Annotated in this window: 16 protein-coding genes; 10 read left to right on the top strand and 6 right to left on the bottom strand. The window is 65.9% G+C overall.

Features of this window, described 5'->3' with window-relative positions:
* Positions 1-35: 35 nt before the first annotated feature.
* The 3 genes from NLR35_RS20330 (at position 36) to NLR35_RS20320 (ending at position 1891) form a co-directional block, all read left to right on the top strand.
* On the top strand, positions 36-716 hold the full coding sequence (locus NLR35_RS20330; RefSeq protein ID WP_257168304.1) for an SDR family oxidoreductase: 681 nt from the start codon (positions 36-38) through the stop codon (positions 714-716).
* Positions 717-812: 96 nt separating this feature from the next.
* A complete protein-coding gene (locus NLR35_RS20325) occupies positions 813-1511 on the top strand; it encodes a DUF2161 domain-containing phosphodiesterase (RefSeq protein WP_257168303.1) in 699 nt (232 codons plus the stop codon).
* A 77-nt stretch (positions 1512-1588) separates the two neighbouring features.
* A complete protein-coding gene (locus NLR35_RS20320) occupies positions 1589-1891 on the top strand; it encodes a hypothetical protein (RefSeq protein WP_006613488.1) in 303 nt (100 codons plus the stop codon).
* Positions 1892-1995: 104 nt separating this feature from the next.
* On the opposite strand, the gene NLR35_RS20315 is transcribed toward NLR35_RS20320, so the two are convergent.
* From NLR35_RS20315 to NLR35_RS20305, 3 genes are all read right to left on the bottom strand, one after another.
* Entirely contained in the window at positions 1996-2649 is a 654-nt protein-coding gene (locus tag NLR35_RS20315; protein ID WP_374940833.1) for a GNAT family N-acetyltransferase, read from the bottom strand.
* Between the two features lie 128 nt (positions 2650-2777).
* Complete coding sequence (locus NLR35_RS20310) at positions 2778-3176, bottom strand: PaaI family thioesterase (RefSeq protein WP_257168301.1); 399 nt, start codon at positions 3174-3176, stop codon at positions 2778-2780.
* A 116-nt stretch (positions 3177-3292) separates the two neighbouring features.
* Positions 3293-4573: an ArgE/DapE family deacylase gene (locus tag NLR35_RS20305; protein WP_257168446.1), complete on the bottom strand. Its 1281-nt coding sequence runs from the start codon at positions 4571-4573 to the stop codon at positions 3293-3295.
* Positions 4574-4726: 153 nt separating this feature from the next.
* Here NLR35_RS20305 and NLR35_RS20300 point away from each other — a divergent pair, with 153 nt between their 5' ends.
* From NLR35_RS20300 to NLR35_RS20290, 3 genes are all read left to right on the top strand, one after another.
* On the top strand, positions 4727-4879 hold the full coding sequence (locus NLR35_RS20300) for a hypothetical protein (protein ID WP_257168300.1): 153 nt from the start codon (positions 4727-4729) through the stop codon (positions 4877-4879).
* Positions 4879-5148: a DUF6719 family protein gene (locus tag NLR35_RS20295; RefSeq protein WP_257168299.1), complete on the top strand. Its 270-nt coding sequence runs from the start codon at positions 4879-4881 to the stop codon at positions 5146-5148. Before NLR35_RS20300 ends, NLR35_RS20295 begins: the two co-directional genes overlap by 1 nt.
* A gap of 110 nt (positions 5149-5258) precedes the next feature.
* Positions 5259-6605: an HlyD family type I secretion periplasmic adaptor subunit gene (locus NLR35_RS20290; protein ID WP_306577659.1), complete on the top strand. Its 1347-nt coding sequence runs from the start codon at positions 5259-5261 to the stop codon at positions 6603-6605.
* Between the two features lie 11 nt (positions 6606-6616).
* Here NLR35_RS20290 and NLR35_RS20285 read toward each other — a convergent pair whose 3' ends face one another.
* Complete coding sequence (locus NLR35_RS20285) at positions 6617-8305, bottom strand: adenylate/guanylate cyclase domain-containing protein (protein WP_257168297.1); 1689 nt, start codon at positions 8303-8305, stop codon at positions 6617-6619.
* A 177-nt stretch (positions 8306-8482) separates the two neighbouring features.
* Here NLR35_RS20285 and NLR35_RS20280 point away from each other — a divergent pair, with 177 nt between their 5' ends.
* Positions 8483-10207 carry a type I secretion system permease/ATPase gene (locus NLR35_RS20280; protein ID WP_257168296.1) on the top strand — a complete coding sequence of 575 codons (1725 nt, stop codon included), beginning with the start codon at positions 8483-8485 and terminating at the stop codon, positions 10205-10207.
* 50 nt (positions 10208-10257) lie between these two features.
* Positions 10258-11016 carry a hypothetical protein gene (locus NLR35_RS20275; protein ID WP_257168295.1) on the top strand — a complete coding sequence of 253 codons (759 nt, stop codon included), beginning with the start codon at positions 10258-10260 and terminating at the stop codon, positions 11014-11016.
* Between the two features lie 32 nt (positions 11017-11048).
* Here the strand turns inward: NLR35_RS20275 and NLR35_RS20270 are convergent, their stop codons facing one another.
* Complete coding sequence (locus NLR35_RS20270; protein WP_257168294.1) at positions 11049-11441, bottom strand: hypothetical protein; 393 nt, start codon at positions 11439-11441, stop codon at positions 11049-11051.
* Between the two features lie 328 nt (positions 11442-11769).
* Between NLR35_RS20270 and NLR35_RS20265 the strand changes: the two genes are divergently transcribed.
* A complete protein-coding gene (locus NLR35_RS20265; protein ID WP_257168293.1) occupies positions 11770-11985 on the top strand; it encodes a hypothetical protein in 216 nt (71 codons plus the stop codon).
* Here the strand turns inward: NLR35_RS20265 and NLR35_RS20260 are convergent.
* Entirely contained in the window at positions 11975-12526 is a 552-nt protein-coding gene (locus tag NLR35_RS20260; protein ID WP_257168292.1) for a CreA family protein, read from the bottom strand. The genes NLR35_RS20265 and NLR35_RS20260 overlap by 11 nt on opposite strands.
* 223 nt (positions 12527-12749) lie before the next feature.
* On the opposite strand from NLR35_RS20260, the gene NLR35_RS20255 reads away from it, so the two are divergent.
* Positions 12750-14498, top strand: a complete 1749-nt coding sequence (locus tag NLR35_RS20255; RefSeq protein WP_257168291.1) for a L,D-transpeptidase — start codon at positions 12750-12752, stop codon at positions 14496-14498.
* Positions 14499-14554 lie beyond the last annotated feature (56 nt).

The following is a 14554-nucleotide window of genomic DNA, read 5'->3' as shown; positions in this document are numbered from 1 at the left end:
ACGCTGCGGGGCGTGGCAACGGGACCAGGGACGGAATGAACGGAGCAGTGATTGTCATTACGGGCGCGCAGGGTGCGCTCGGGCGCAGCGTGGCGGATCTGGCGCTGGCGCGCGGGGCGCATGTGGCCGGAATCGATCATGCCCAAGCCGAGATCCCGGCCAGTGACGACCGGATCGAGCTGGGCGGCGTCGATCTCTCCGATCCCGAGCAGGCCAAGGTCGCCATCGACTCCGTGGCGGCCCATTTCGGCACCTTGGACGCCCTGATCAACATCGCGGGCGCTTTTGCGTTCGAGAATGCCGCCGAGGGCGACGACAGCGTCTGGGAGAAGATGCATGCGCGCAACCTGATGACGGCGCTGCACGCCTCTCGCGCCGCGGTCCCGCATCTGGTTCGCTCCAGCACCGGGCGCATCGTCAATATCGGCGCCATGGGCGCGCTCCAGGCCGGTGCCGGCATGGGCCCCTATGCCGCTTCCAAATCGGGGGTGCATCGCCTGACCGAGGCGCTCGCGGCGGAGTGGAAGGGCAAGATCACCGTCAACGCGGTGTTGCCGTCGACCATCGACACTCCGGCCAATCGTGCCAGCATGCCCAAGGCCGACTTCGACAAATGGGTCACACCGCAGGAGCTCGCCGAAGTCATCCTGTTCCTGGCCAGCGACGCCGCAAGTGGCGTCACCGGCGCGTTGATACCGGTGGTCGGCCGCATGTAGCGGCCGCAATCGGTCCGAGGGCGTCGTTGCCCGCTGACATCGCAGGATGCGTCGGGCTAGACTCGCCCGCGCCTGAGTCGCAAACGTGGACGGCCTTTGGAAACCGCGCTCTACCTTCCCGTCAAACGCTTCCTCGAAAGCCTCGGCTTCTCGGCCAAGGGGGAAGTCGGCGGCTGCGATGTGGTGGCGCTGAAGGGCGAGGATCCGCCGATCGTCGTGATCTGTGAGCTGAAGCAGGCCTTCAACCTGGAATTGCTATTGCAGGCCGTGGATCGCGCCGGCGCCTGCGACGAGGTCTGGGTCGCGGCGAAACTGTCGGCGCGCGGCAAGGGCCGCGAGAGCGACGCGCGCTACCGCAACCTGTGCCGCAGACTTGGCTTCGGCATGCTGGCGGTGACGGACAGCGGACAGGTCGAGCTGCTGGTGCATCCGCCGACCACGGCGCCGCGCAAGAATCCCAAGAAGCGATCGCGTCTCGTGAGCGAGCATCAGCGCCGCAAGGGCGACCCGGTCGCCGGCGGCTCGACGCGTGCGCCGATCATGACGGCCTACCGGCAGCAGGCGCTGGCCTGTGCCTCGGCGCTGTCGGCCGGACCGAAGCGCGTGCGCGATCTGCGCGCCGACATCCCCGACGCGCCGAAGATCCTGCAACGGAATGTCTATGGCTGGTTCGACCGCGCCGAGCGCGGCATCTACGCCCTCACCAAAGCCGGGCACGCGGCCTTGCGCCGCTGGCCCCAGGATGTCCACATGACCACGGCAGCGTTGCCCGATCGCGACATGGTGAACGCATAGCTGGGCTGCCGCGCCGATTTCATATTGCAATGCAACAATCCTGCTTCTAGGTATCCCGGACGATTCACGAGGCCCCCATGAGCGAAGATTGGAACACCAAGTACGGTCCGCGTCGCGTCAGGCGTGATCCCCCGACTCTGGAGGAAGCGATCTTCGCGGCATCCGGCATCACCGACGACGTGCAGGCTCAGGCCGAGATTGCCTCGGCGCTGATGGGACTGCCGCTCGAGCAGGTTCTGCCCGAGGTCAAGAAGGCCGTCCGGGTCGCGGCGCGCACCAACACCCGTGTCATCACGGCGGACCAGGGCACGCAGCAGCGCGCCGTCGTGGTCGAGCGCCGTACCGTGCGCCGCTTCAACTTCGACAAGCGCACCGCCTGAGCGACGTCGCCAGGCGTCGACGCAAACAACTCAAGCACGTGAAATGAAAAGGCGCGGCAGCGATCATCGCTGCCGCGCCTTTTTGATGGGCGAACGGATACGGCTCAGGCGGCGCGCTTGTCGTACATACGCGTCACCAGCTTCCAGCAGGCGCGATTGAGATTGAAGAACGCGCGCGCCGCAGCGATCGGCGTTTCGATCACCAGCTTGGCGAACTCATCCTGCGGCTGTTGGCTCAGATCGATCGTGCCGGTCGACTCGCCGTGGCGGAACGCCAGATGCGCGCCGAACTTGGCTGCCAGCGCCCGCATCGCATGGTTCTGCGATCCCGTCGTCACGCGCAGCTCGCGATAGCCCTTCCAGCGCGCTTCGGAAATCACCCGCTCGAACAGCAGGCTGCCGACGCCGCGGCGGCGCACGCAGGACTCGACGCTGAACGCGATCTCCGGAAGCCCGTCCTCGGACTGCTCCGGCGGATGCAATTCGGCGGCGCCGCGCACCATGCCGTTTTCCATATAGGCAACGACGATCGTGCCATCGGCCGCACAGCGCGCGGCGTAGCGTTCGATGAAACTGTCATCGAGAAAACCGTTGAATCGATCATGCCGGCTCTCTGGATCGAGCCGCAGCAAATGATCGCGCAGCAGCGGCAGTTCCTCGTGCTGGCTGAGCGTCCGCACATAGCCGAAGCCCGGCCGGGGACGAAAAGTATCTACCTGTGACACTGCCAAAGACTCCTTTTCGAAGCCCTCGCGCACAGACGTCTTTCCCTAGACAAGAGCTATATTGTGCATTGCAACATTCATTGCAAGCCCCGCGCTCTACGGGGAGAGCATGCGGCCATGCACCGACCGCGTGAGCTGGTGAATCGTTTGTGTACGAATCATCACAGTACGAGCTGAGTCTGCGTGACGATCGCCACCAGCTTACCGTCCTCGGTCTCGATTCGGGTCTGCCACACCTGGGTGCGGCGGCCGCGATGCACCGGCGTTGCGATGGCCCTCACGACGGTCCCTTCCTTGGCACCGCCGATGAAGTTGGTCTTGCTCTCGATCGTGGTGGTGCCCTTCGTATCCTCCGGCAGGTTGACCACGGTCGCGGCCGCCCCGACCGAGTCTGCGAGCGCCATGACGGCGCCGCCGTGAATGGTGTGATGCAGCGTGCAGAGATCGGCGCGGACCTGCATCTGCGCCACCACACGCTCCGCGCTGGCCTCGGTGAAGGTGACGCCCTTCAATTCCGCAAACGGCATCTTCAGCGACTTGATCTTGTCGAGCGGCGTCATCCAGGTCCCTCCCCGGTTCGTGGCGACACGTCTGCGCGTGTCTTCCGATTTGGATGTCTCGTGGCGCCGAAGGCAATGACCTGCGAGGTCATGGCCTTCGGCTCAAACGTCGCTGCTCAGGCCTTCTCGACTCCGCACCACTCGGCGATGAACAGCGCCATGGTCTTGGTCACCTGTCGCAGCGAGTCGATCTCGACATATTCGTTGAAGCCGTGCATGGCCGCACCGGTCGCGCCGAAACAGAGGCTCGGGATGTTGTAGTTCAGCCCGTAGAAGCGTGTGTCGGTCAGCGCCGTGAAGACGAGATCCTGCACCTCGCCGCCATGGACGGCATTGAAGGCCCGGCCGAAGGCGGCCTCCGGCTCGGCCGAGTTGGTCAGCTCATAGCCTTCCGACAGGAAACCCGACCATTCCACCATCGGCGGATTGTTGGAGAGGAAGCGGTGATCGCGCGAGGCCGCGGCGACGCAAGCGAGGATCTCGTTCTGACAGTCCTTGATCGACCAGCCCGGCAGAACCGCGATGCGGCAGTCGAGGTCGCACCAGGCCGGCACGCTCGAGGCCCAGTCGCCGCCCCTGATGATGCCCGGGTTGAAATTGATCGGATGATCGAGCGCCTTGAAGTGATGGTCGCTCTTGGCGCGCTCGTTCCAGTCGGCTTCGAGCTTCTCCAGCGCGTGGATGAGATGATAGGACGCCTTGATCGCATTGGCGCCGATGCCGGCCTCGAAGACATGCGCGGGGAAGCCGCGGACCTTGATCCGGAACCAGATCACGCCGACCTGCGAGCGCACCATCTTCTCGCTGGTCGGCTCCGGGATGAAGCAGGCATCGGCGCGATAGCCGCGCTGCAGGGTGGAGAGCGCGCCGACCCCGGTGCTCTCCTCCTCGATGACCGACTGCAGGTGAATGCGCGCGGTCGGCTTCAAGCCAGCGGCTTTGATCGCATCGAGCGCATAGAGCGCGCCAATGGTGCCGGACTTCATGTCGCAGGCGCCGCGGCCATACATCCGGCCCTCGCGGATGACCGGCGAGAACGGCGGCGTCTCCCACATGTCGAGCGGACCGGCCGGCACGACGTCGCAATGCCCCTGCAGGATCAGCGACCGGCCGGCAGAGGTCGCCGGCCGATAGGTTCCGACGACGCTGCGTCCCCTGGAGAAGTCATGCTCGACCGGACCGTAGCCGCGCATGTCCTTGAGGTCGTCCAGATCGATGTGCCAGTCATCGACCTCGTAGCCGCGCTCACGCAGGAGATCGCCGAACATGTCCTGGCACGGCCCTTCCGCCCCGCGCGTCGAAGGAATCGCGACGAAGTCGCTCGTCGTGGCGAGCTGGCGATCGAAGCCGGCGTCGACGGCGTCGACGATCCGTTGCGTGATGTCCTGGGTGATCATGCCTGTCCTGGTTCCCATTGCTGATCGCCAGAGCAAATCACATTCCGATGCACAGGGGCACCGGATTTGCCGCTGCTTTCAGAATCGCAGGGCCGCCCGTACATTCGCGCATGCGCTTAGTGGCGATGACATTCTCTCTCTGTGGAATTTCACATGTCGGATCACCGCAACATCCTGTATTTTCTGCTCGGCATTCTGAGCGCAGCGATCGTCGTGCTCGGCTACAATCTCTACCAGGCCAAGAAGCAGCCGGAAGGCGTCCAGATCAATCTCGGACCCAACGGACTGAAGATCGAAGGAAAGTGATGCGGTTTCGAATCCCGGCGTTGTCGACCATGGCCGCACGCGGCCTCAGCGGCCTGGCCCTCCTGCTTCTGCTGGCCGCCCCCTCTCACGCGCAATATGTCGGTCGCGAGGAGGACGTCACCGATCTGCGGCTCGGCCAGCGCGTGCTGGTCGATGACGGCACCTGCCCCGCCGGCCAAGTCAAGGAGGTCTTGGGCTCGAAGATGTCCGAGACCGGCATCGTCCGCACCGCAACGTGTGTGCCGCGCTTCGGGCCGAAGAAGAAGTAGCGAGCCTCACCCCGCCATGCGCGCCTCCTGCGGCAGCGTGACCCACCGCACAGTCCCGTAGCGCGGGATCGCCGATGCTCCCTGCCGTCGATGATGGCGGGGGACGCAACATGGCGATGTCGCTGGCGCAAGATCAGAGCTTCTTCGAACCGGCCGACCGGCCGCAGCCGGTCAAGGCCGATTTCGGCCGCTACGCCCTGCTCGGCTACGTCTCGATCGCGCTTGTCTTCGGCGGCTTCGGCGTGTGGGCCGGCTTTGCGCCGCTCGACCGTGCGGCGATCGCGCCGGGCACCGTCTCCGTCTCCGGCGACCACAAGGTGGTGCAGCATCGCGAGGGCGGGATCATCAGAGAGATCCTCGCCAAGGAGACGCGCGCCGTTCACCGCGGCGACCTGCTGTTCCGGCTGCAGCCGATCGAAGCCCAGGCCAACACCGACCTCTTGCGCAAGCAGATGGATGCCGCACTGGCCGAAGAAGCGCGTCTCCTGGCCGAGCGCGGCAATGCGCGGATGATCACCTTTCCCGACAGCCTGCTCAACCGCCAGAACGTGCCGGAGTCGGCGCTCGCCATTGCCGACCAGCAGCGCCTGTTCATCGAGCGCCGCAACGGCCTGATCAGCCAGATCAACATCCTCAATTCGCAGATCGTCCAGCAGCAGCAGGAGCTCGCCGGCCGCGACCGCCAGCGCACGGCGCTCGCCGCCCAGCTCGCAAGCTTCGACACGCAGATGAACAATGTCCGGCCGGCGGTCGCCGCCGGCTATTATCCACGCAACAAGTTCCTCGAGCTGGAACGCGACCGCGCCCGTGTCGAAGGCGATCTCGGCCAGGCGCAGGCCGACGTGGCGCGGCTGACCCAGACCGCGGCGCAGACGCGCCTGCAGATCGACCAGAGCTTGCAGAAGTACCAGACCGAGGTCGGCCAGCAGCTCGATGCCACCCGCGCCAAGCTGTCCGAGCTGCGTGAGAAGCTGGTCATCGCCGAGGACGTGCTGCGCCGGGTCGACATCTATGCCGAGCGCGACGGCATCGTCATGAACATGAAGGTCCACACCGTCGGCGCGGTGGTGAAGCCCGGCGATACGCTCGCCGAGATCGTCCCGGTCGGCGAAGGCGTCGACGTGATGGCCCACGTCTCGCCGCGCGACATCGAGAGCGTCGCCGTCGGCCAGAAGGCCGAGGTCCGCTTCGCCAATTTCTCCTCGCGCACGACGCCTGCGATCTTCGGCAAGGTCCAGAGCGTCTCTGCCGACGCAGTGACCGAGGAGTCCTCCAAGCAGAGCTACTACAAGGCGCGCGTCGTGATCGACTACTCGACCATTCCGCCGGAGGTCGCCGAGAAGATCCTGCCGGGCATGCAGGCTGACGTCATCATCTCCACCGGCGAGCGCACCGTGCTCGAATATCTGACCGGTCCGCTGCTCAACACGCTGGCCAAGACGTTCCGCGAAAAATGACCCGGCAACGTCTAACCCGAGGCCGATTGGGCCGCGCCCGTTACGACAGAGATGTCGCGGGCGCGGCTCACGCCGATCACGTCTTGTGCCCCGCCGCCTTCGGCGCCCGCAAGAGTCTCTCGGACCATCCCGGTGAGATCACCCCAGCCGGCCCGGGTGGCGACGTCGTCCGATACCACAAGCTGCCAGCCGCGCGCATCCGCCAGCTGCGCCATCCGCGCCGGCTGCTCCGTTCCAAGCCCGAGCACGGCGACCTGCGTCATGCGTCCCAGGCTCAAACGTCCCACGACGGTGTCGCTGACATGAGCGCCGATGGCGAGCTCGACCGGCCGGCCGATCTCGGCTGCGATCTTCTCATTCACACGATCCATGGCCAGATCCATCGCGCTGACAGCCTGCAGCGCGTCGCGACAGGCCTGATCGGGCTCCTGCTGCTCGCCGAACACGGCGAGCACGCCATCCCCAAGGAAACGATCGATGCGCCCGGCATTGGCATCCACTGCCGCACCAATGGCGCCGAAGATCTCGTTCATGATGAAAGCGAGGTCCGAGGCCAAGCGGTCACCCGCGATGATCGCAAAGGCGCGCACGCGGACATCAACGAGACAGACGGTGCGACGCTCGCCCGGGCCATCGCCTGGCGCCGCCACGAGCGTCGGCATGTCCCCGCCTCCGACCAGAGGCGTGACGGTGAGTGGCGCCGTGGGACGAATCTGACAGGCGAGGCGCACATTCTCCGGTGCAGCCAAGCTCGCGAGCACCGCGCGCTCGGCACGGCCGGGCGCCGACAGAGTCTCGGCTCCTTTCTCGATGCGGACCCGGCACAGGCCGCAGCGGGCGCGCCCGCCACACTCGGAGCGATCAGAAAGATCGTTGCTCCTGATGCTGTCGAGCAGCGTTGGACCGATCGGCGCCTGGACCGTCGTTCCGCCTGGAAAGGCGATGGCCACCTTCGGCGCCGCGAGCAGCGCGACGTGGCGAAACACGATGATGGTCGCGCCGGCCACGAGCAGCGCGGCCACAGCGATCCACGCCGACATCTTCAGCAGACCGAGCCACTTCGCATCGAGTTCGCTCGGCCAATGCGTGACCTCGCGCATCCGCTCAGCCATTGCCGGATCGCTCAGCAGCGCAGCGACGGCCCGCCCGGACACCACGAACCCCATCAGCGCCGCCATCGGCACAGCGACGGCCAGAATGATCAGCAGCGGCAGCGCCAGGCGATAACAGCTGCGGACTTTCAGCCAGCGGTGCAGGCCGACGCAGCCATGTGTCCAGACCAGCAGCAGCAACGCCGTCTGCACCCAGGCTGCGTTCGGCCACAGCAAGGCCAAGGCGTAGAGATAGCCGTCCTGCACCCCGAACAGCGCGTGCGCGACATGGGTGTCGACGACATGCGGGAGCAGCAACGCCGGAATGGCAAATCCCGTCGCGAGCTGGATCAGCTCCCACGCCGGCAGCCGCCAGGTGCCACGTTGGATCGTCTTGGTGACCGCGAGCGCGGCATGCACGAGCAGCGCCGCCGCCAGCACGATCATTCCCGGCCAGGACCTGGTGACGATGAGCCGCCACTCCTGCACCTCGTCCATGGCTTCGAGGCTGAACAGGCCGACGGCATGATTGAGAAAATGCGTGGCCGCGAACGCAAACAGGACGAGGCCGGAGACAAGCCGGATGGTCTGGGACGTGACGGCAGGCATGAGGTCTCTATCGATGAGGCGCACTTCGAGATCTGAGCAGGTCTGACCCATCCGGTAGCGGCTGCAACTGGCCAACTCAAGCGCCCGTACATCGGCATCATGCTGTGTGATGCCGATCACGGTCGCCGACGCTCGCTTACGCGAAGCTCCCCAGCGTCACTGCAAGGGGATCCGATCATGACGACGAGCACCACACGAAGCCCGCTGGGAACCGCGCTCCGCGCCTGCTTTCCCGCGCTGACCGCGACCTTCGTGCTCAGCCTGTTCATCAATGCGAGCATGCTGGCCTCGCCGCTGTATTCCATGCAGGTCTATGACCGCGTGCTCACCAGCCGCAATCTCGGCACGCTCGTCATGCTGACGCTGATCGTCGGCGTCTTCCTGGTGCTGTACGGCATCCTCGAATTCGCCCGCTCGGGCGTGCTGGCGCGCGCCGGCGTCCAGTTCGAGGGTACGCTGCGCCATCCTCTGTTCGAGACGATGATGAAGGCCGAGCTGTCGCCGCGGCATCGCTTCGGCCAGCAGATCATTCGCGACGCCGAGACCATCCGCGATTGCATCTCCAGCGGCACCGCGGCGATTGCCTGCGACCTGCCTTGGACGCCGGTGTTCGTCGCGCTGTGCTTCCTGCAGCATGCCTATCTCGGCATCCTCTCGCTGTTCGGCGCGACCGTGCTGTTCTCGCTGGCGCTGTTCACCGAGTTCTACACGCGCTCCAGTGTCGAGCGCACCAATGCGCTGGCCAATGAAGCCTCGCGCTTCGTCGCCGCCGCGCTGCGCAATGGCGAGGTCGTCCGCGGCCTCGGCATGGGCGACATCGTGCTGGACCGCTGGAGCTGCCGGCAGTCGGCGATGGTCGACGCCCACAGCACACTGGTGGAGCGCGGCGCGGCGATGCATTCCGTCACCAAGTTCGCCCGCATGGCGGTGCAGACCTCGCTGCTCTGCATCGGCGCCTGGCTGGCGATCGAGCAGCAGATCTCGCCCGGCGCCATGATGGCGACTTCGATCATCATGGGCCGCGCGCTGGCGCCGGTCGAGCAGGTCGTCGGCCAGTGGAAGCGCATCATCGCCTTCCGCTCCGCCTATCGCCGGCTCGAAGAGCTGTTCCAGGCCCTGCCAGTCACCGCGGCGCCGACCGCGCTGCCCACGCCGCGCGGCGACATCGAGGTCGAGAACGCCGTGGTGTGGCCGCCGGCGGCGGGCCGCCCCTCGGTCAAGGGCGTGAGCTTCTCGCTCAAGGCCGGCGAAAGCCTCGCGATCGTCGGCGCCTCCGCCAGCGGCAAGTCGAGCATGGCCCGCGCCATGGCCGGCGTCTGGCCGCTGCGCGAGGGCGTGATCCGCATCGACAACGCAGCCTACAGCCAGTGGGACCAGAACCGGCTCGGCAAGCATATCGGCTACCTGCCGCAGGACATCGAGCTGTTCTCGGGCACCGTGGCCGACAACATCGCGCGCCTCGCGAAGGTCGATGAAGCGGCCGTCGTCGCCGCTGCCAAGGCTGCCGGCGCCCATGACGTGATCCTGCGCCTGCCCAACGGCTATGACACGCCGATCGGCGAAGGCGGCGTGGCGCTGTCCGGCGGCATGCGCCAGCGCGTCGGCCTCGCTCGCGCCCTCTATGGCAATCCGCGGCTGCTGATCCTCGACGAGCCGAACTCCAACCTCGACGAGGACGGCGAGCGCGCGCTGGCCCATGCCATGGCCCAGGCGAAGGCCGCCGGCCGCACTGTGATCGTCGTCACGCACCGCCCGCAGCTTTTGGCGCATGTTGACCGCATCATGGTGATGGCCTTCGGCAAGACGCTGGCATGCGGTCCGCGTGACGAGGTGATCGCCAAGATGCGCGGCCAGCGCGTCGTCGTCGCCCATGACCGGGCGACCGCCAGTGCCGCGGCCTGAGACCAACGAACACAGATTGCAAAACGAACACAGATTGCAAGGAGCCGGCCATGACCAACTTCACATCGCGCGCGACGACCCTCCGGGTGACGCTTGCCGCCGCGGTCCTGTTGCCGATCGCGGCTTTCGCGGAAACCCCGATGACCGCACGGCAGATGCTGGCTCACGCCCAGACGCAAGCCCTCAATGTCCCCGGCGACATCAAGAAGCCGGAGCTGGACCGGAGCGAGAAGATCACCAGCGCATCCATCGCCGCACCTCTCGAGGCGACCGCCATCGCGGCACCGCTGCCGGTGATCGAGCCCCCGGCGCCGATTGTGCCGCCGAGCACGACTGTTGCCGCCCCTGTCGTCGCGCCAGAAGCCGTCTCGCCGCAAACCCGCGCCAATGTGCTGGTCGCCGTTGCGCCCACAGCCGACGTGGTCAAAGCACCCAATACCACGATCGTCGCGCCCCCCGTCGTCGCCAACACCGCGCCGCCTCCCGCGGCTCCAGTGGCGCCTCCTGCGGCAGCAATTGCCGCGCCTGCCGCAGCATCATCAGCCGCAGCTCCGGCTGCAACCGCCACCCAAGCGCCGCGAGCCCAAGCCGTTCCCGCCGCTCCGTCCGCCAAGTCGCCCTCGCCAGAGAAGACAGCTCAGGCGCAGCGTCAGCCGACCCCGACGAGCGCGGCCCCGGCACGCCCTGCCCGCAAGTCCGCAGCAAGATCATCGGTCCGCAGCAGCGACACGGCCGTCGAGACCCAGATCGCCCGCATCATGCGCCGGCCCGAGGTGCAGTCGCTGATGTCGCAGTATGGCTTGGAGTGAAGATGAGCAGCGTGGATCGACGGGGTCAGAGCTCAGTTCTGCGGCACGTCGGTCGCATGCTGATCAGCCGGGGAATCGAACAGGCATTGCAGAGCAGGCTTGGCGATCCTGGTGAAGGTCGGGCCTATCTCCGCCTGCTTGCTGGGCGGCACCCACGCCGTCTCGATCCTGGGGACGCCAGTCTCCCTGATTCCGCGCAGCAGCGCCGCGCGGAGATCGGGATCCTCGACGAGGGCGGCGGCCTTGTCGTGCAGGCAGGAGCAGACGGCCTCAGGATGCCTGCTCCGGCCCAGCATGTGAGGCGCGCATTCGCGGACGAACTCGCCACGCAGATCGGGCAATCGCACCGCCGGCTGGGCGTCGACGGGGGACCAGGAGAGACACGATATGGCGGTGAATACCGCAGCACCCAGTCGAACGAGCATGATGGACCGCTGGCCTCGTGTTGTTCTCATGTCATCCGCGCCGGACCGGACGACACAATGGGATGACACTGCCGTCCGCCAACGTTTCATAACCATTTCACGTTTCATCCGGGCGGCGGCACAAGCCAGAAATGGTTTCGTTGGCCGCTGTTTTGTTTCGTGCAGCCAGCCGGACGACACAAATCGCAACCGGAACGAGAGCTCTGAATTGTCTTCAAACAGAGAGTGCTGGTGCATCGGACCGGCACCCGAGCAATTGATCGCTCGGCGCGGCAGTCAGGTCCGGACCATGGAGGGCTTCTTAAGATCCGCGCTGTAACGCTGCCGCATGAGCAAGTCTCCCGTCCCAGCCTCCGCCGCCAAAACGCAGCATCGTCGCGATCCGCTGTCCGCACCGATGGCTCAACAGCGCCGCGAGAGCTTTGCTGGGTCAACACAGCAAAGCCTGATCCAGCTGATCGGCTGCCACGATCCCGACAAGCGCAAGCTGCATGGCAAGACTGCGGACAGCCGATCGACGATTGGCAAGTCGCTTATTGAATGAAGTCGCCGCACTTCTGGACTTCACCATCATCCGCCTTGCCCCAGGGCATCACTGGGACCGATGACGTCGAGTTCTTCGGCGACCCCTCGATCAGCCTGTCGGAATAGACCATGTAGACGAGCACGTTGCGCTTGGCGTCGCAGCCGCGCACGATCTGCATCTTCTTGAAGAACAGCGAGCGCCGTTGCCGGAACATGTCGTCCGCCTGTTCGAGCTTGCGCTTGAAGCGAATCGGTCCGATCTGCCGGCAGGCGAGCGAGATGTCGGAAACCTCCTCGGCAAGGCCGAGCCAGCCGGCGTAGCCGCCCTTCTGAGGAACGGTGAAGTGGCAGGCGACCCCCTCAACCTCTGGATCATCAACGCCATAGGTCGCGAGCTTGTCATTCGGGCTTAGCAGCTTGAACACCGTCGACCGACGGAAGATCAGGTCCGGCTCATCTGCGGCGTGGGCTGACATCACGGGCGAAGACAGTCCGATAAGCGATAGGAAAGCTAAGGTTTTCAGCCACAGATCAAACCGGTTGGTGGCTCTGAACGACATGTCGGTCTCCGTTATACCGCCGATGCTCGGCGTAACGCCCATGTAGGAACACAAACGCCTGCAAGGAAGGCACGGCCTGCCGCTGCGCGATGCGCGTTTAACGGGATGTGAGGCTTTTCTGCTACGATTGGAACGAAAATCAGGGCGGCAGAAGCCCCAAGCTGGTGAACGCAGACTCCGTCTGCGACACTAAAGACCAGATGGTTCTTGAGGATTTGCCGGAATGCTCTGCGTTCGTGCAGCCGCCAGGGGGCGGTTCTTTTGTGCAGCAATTGTTTCAGTACCGCTTGTCCTAGCCGCAACACCATGGGCTGACGCAGCGTCTTATTACTATTGGAACGACCAGCAGCCTGTCACCATCGCTCCGCCGTTGCGCCCGGCCGTGCAGCCGCGCAAGCCGAAGGCCAAGAAGACCGCCACGATCGAGAAGGAAGCTGCCAAGCCGCAGGGGCCCCTCACGATCGCCGTGTCGATCAACAAGCAGCAGGTCAAGGTGTATGACGCCAACGGCCTGTTCGCCGAGGCTCCGGTCTCGACCGGCATGAAGGGACACTCCACGCCGATGGGCGTGTTCAGCGTCATCCAGAAGCAGAAATTCCATCGCTCAAACATCTACAGCGGCGCGCCGATGCCGTTCATGCAGCGCATCACCTGGTCGGGTGTCGCGCTCCATGCCGGCGTTCTTCCGGGCTATCCCGCCTCGCATGGCTGCATCCGCATGCCCGCGAGCTTTGCACCCAAGATCTACGGCTGGACGCGGATGGGATCACGCGTTCTCGTGACGCCGGGTGAAGTGGCCCCGGCCAGCTTCTCGCACCCGATGCTCGCCGCGCTAAAGGCGCCGCAGCCGAGCGCCTCGGCGCAGCCCGACGCCAGCGCTCCTGCGGCCAAGTCGGACAAGGGCGCAGCCGTGGCGACACCGACCATCACGGTCGCGACCATCGACCTGCGCACAACGATCGGCCATGCCGAGGGCGGCCCGGCCATAGCAGACATCAGTGCAGCCGCCCGTCAGTTACGAACCGCGGACGCCAGCAATGCCACCGGCGTGCCGGCCCTGACCTCGGACGCGTCGCCGAGCGCCGAAGCATTGCGCCGCGACACGAACGCCGCCGCCGATCTGAAGCCGGCCGTCGCCGACACGACGACAAGCGAGGCCGGGGCCGCGTCGGTCAAGGCGGAAGCCGCAACTCCGGACGAGCGCAAGCCGGCCGCGGGCGACACCGGACCGGCTCTGGCCAGCCAGCCGGCTCCTGGCGAAAAGAGCAACGCGGAGGCGACGGGATCCACCACCGAGGTCAAGCCCGCTGAAGCCAAGGCCGAAGCAACGCCTGCCGAAGCAACGCCCGCCGACACAAAGCCCGGTGACGCGAAGATCGCGGACCAGCCTGGGGCACCGTCCCCGACGACCGCAGACGCTCCGGCAAAGCCCGCCGATGCCAACGATCTCAACAAGGATCAGTCCCGCGTGGCCGCGCCCGACAAGCCGATCGCGCCGAAGCCGGAGTTGAAGCGCAACAGCCAGATCGCGATCTTCATCAGCCGCAAGGACTCCAAGCTCTATGTCCGGCAGAACTTCGCGCCGGTGTTCAACACGCCGGTGACGATCGCGCCCTCCGACAAGCCGCTCGGCACGCATGTGTTTACCGCGGCAGCTGACAAGGCGGATCCCGCAACGATGCGCTGGACGGTGATCTCGCTGCCGACCTCGGCGCGCGCCGTCGCGGCGAATGACGGTGCCGACAAGGCGGTCCGACGCGGCAAGAAGGTCGCGGATGCGCATGTCGAAGCGAAGCCGGCGGTCGTGTTGAGCACGCCGTCCGAAGCGCTCGACCGCATCACCATTCCTGCCGACGTCATGGCCTGGCTCGGTGAGGCGCTGTCGACCGGAAGTTCGCTGATCGTCTCCGACCAGGGCATCAATCAGGGCGAGACCGGCGAAGGCACCGAGTTCATCGTTTCGCTGCGCTGACGACCGACGACCTCCCTCTTTCCGCCCCAGGGCAAGGGTATCCCTTGCTGGAAAGC

The organism is Bradyrhizobium sp. SRS-191 (assembly GCF_024586915.1).
Lineage (GTDB): Bacteria > Pseudomonadota > Alphaproteobacteria > Rhizobiales > Xanthobacteraceae > Bradyrhizobium.
The sequence above is the reverse complement of the archived record's forward strand: the minus strand, read 5'-3'. Positions and strand labels throughout refer to the sequence as shown.

What these genes read in the sequence shown, in the direction of transcription:
- NLR35_RS20330 (WP_257168304.1), top strand. Translation starts at nt 36, where the DNA reads ATGAACGGAGCAGTGATTGTCATTACGGGCGCGCAGGGTGCGCTCGGG.
- NLR35_RS20320 (WP_006613488.1), top strand. Translation starts at nt 1,589, where the DNA reads ATGAGCGAAGATTGGAACACCAAGTACGGTCCGCGTCGCGTCAGGCGT.
- NLR35_RS20310 (WP_257168301.1), bottom strand. Translation starts at nt 3,176, where the DNA reads ATGACGCCGCTCGACAAGATCAAGTCGCTGAAGATGCCGTTTGCGGAA.
- NLR35_RS20305 (WP_257168446.1), bottom strand. Translation starts at nt 4,573, where the DNA reads ATGATCACCCAGGACATCACGCAACGGATCGTCGACGCCGTCGACGCC.
- NLR35_RS20300 (WP_257168300.1), top strand. Translation starts at nt 4,727, where the DNA reads ATGTCGGATCACCGCAACATCCTGTATTTTCTGCTCGGCATTCTGAGC.
- NLR35_RS20295 (WP_257168299.1), top strand. Translation starts at nt 4,879, where the DNA reads ATGCGGTTTCGAATCCCGGCGTTGTCGACCATGGCCGCACGCGGCCTC.
- NLR35_RS20290 (WP_306577659.1), top strand. Translation starts at nt 5,259, where the DNA reads ATGGCGATGTCGCTGGCGCAAGATCAGAGCTTCTTCGAACCGGCCGAC.
- NLR35_RS20285 (WP_257168297.1), bottom strand. Translation starts at nt 8,305, where the DNA reads ATGCCTGCCGTCACGTCCCAGACCATCCGGCTTGTCTCCGGCCTCGTC.
- NLR35_RS20280 (WP_257168296.1), top strand. Translation starts at nt 8,483, where the DNA reads ATGACGACGAGCACCACACGAAGCCCGCTGGGAACCGCGCTCCGCGCC.
- NLR35_RS20275 (WP_257168295.1), top strand. Translation starts at nt 10,258, where the DNA reads ATGACCAACTTCACATCGCGCGCGACGACCCTCCGGGTGACGCTTGCC.
- NLR35_RS20270 (WP_257168294.1), bottom strand. Translation starts at nt 11,441, where the DNA reads ATGCTCGTTCGACTGGGTGCTGCGGTATTCACCGCCATATCGTGTCTC.
- NLR35_RS20265 (WP_257168293.1), top strand. Translation starts at nt 11,770, where the DNA reads ATGAGCAAGTCTCCCGTCCCAGCCTCCGCCGCCAAAACGCAGCATCGT.
- NLR35_RS20260 (WP_257168292.1), bottom strand. Translation starts at nt 12,526, where the DNA reads ATGTCGTTCAGAGCCACCAACCGGTTTGATCTGTGGCTGAAAACCTTA.
- NLR35_RS20255 (WP_257168291.1), top strand. Translation starts at nt 12,750, where the DNA reads ATGCTCTGCGTTCGTGCAGCCGCCAGGGGGCGGTTCTTTTGTGCAGCA.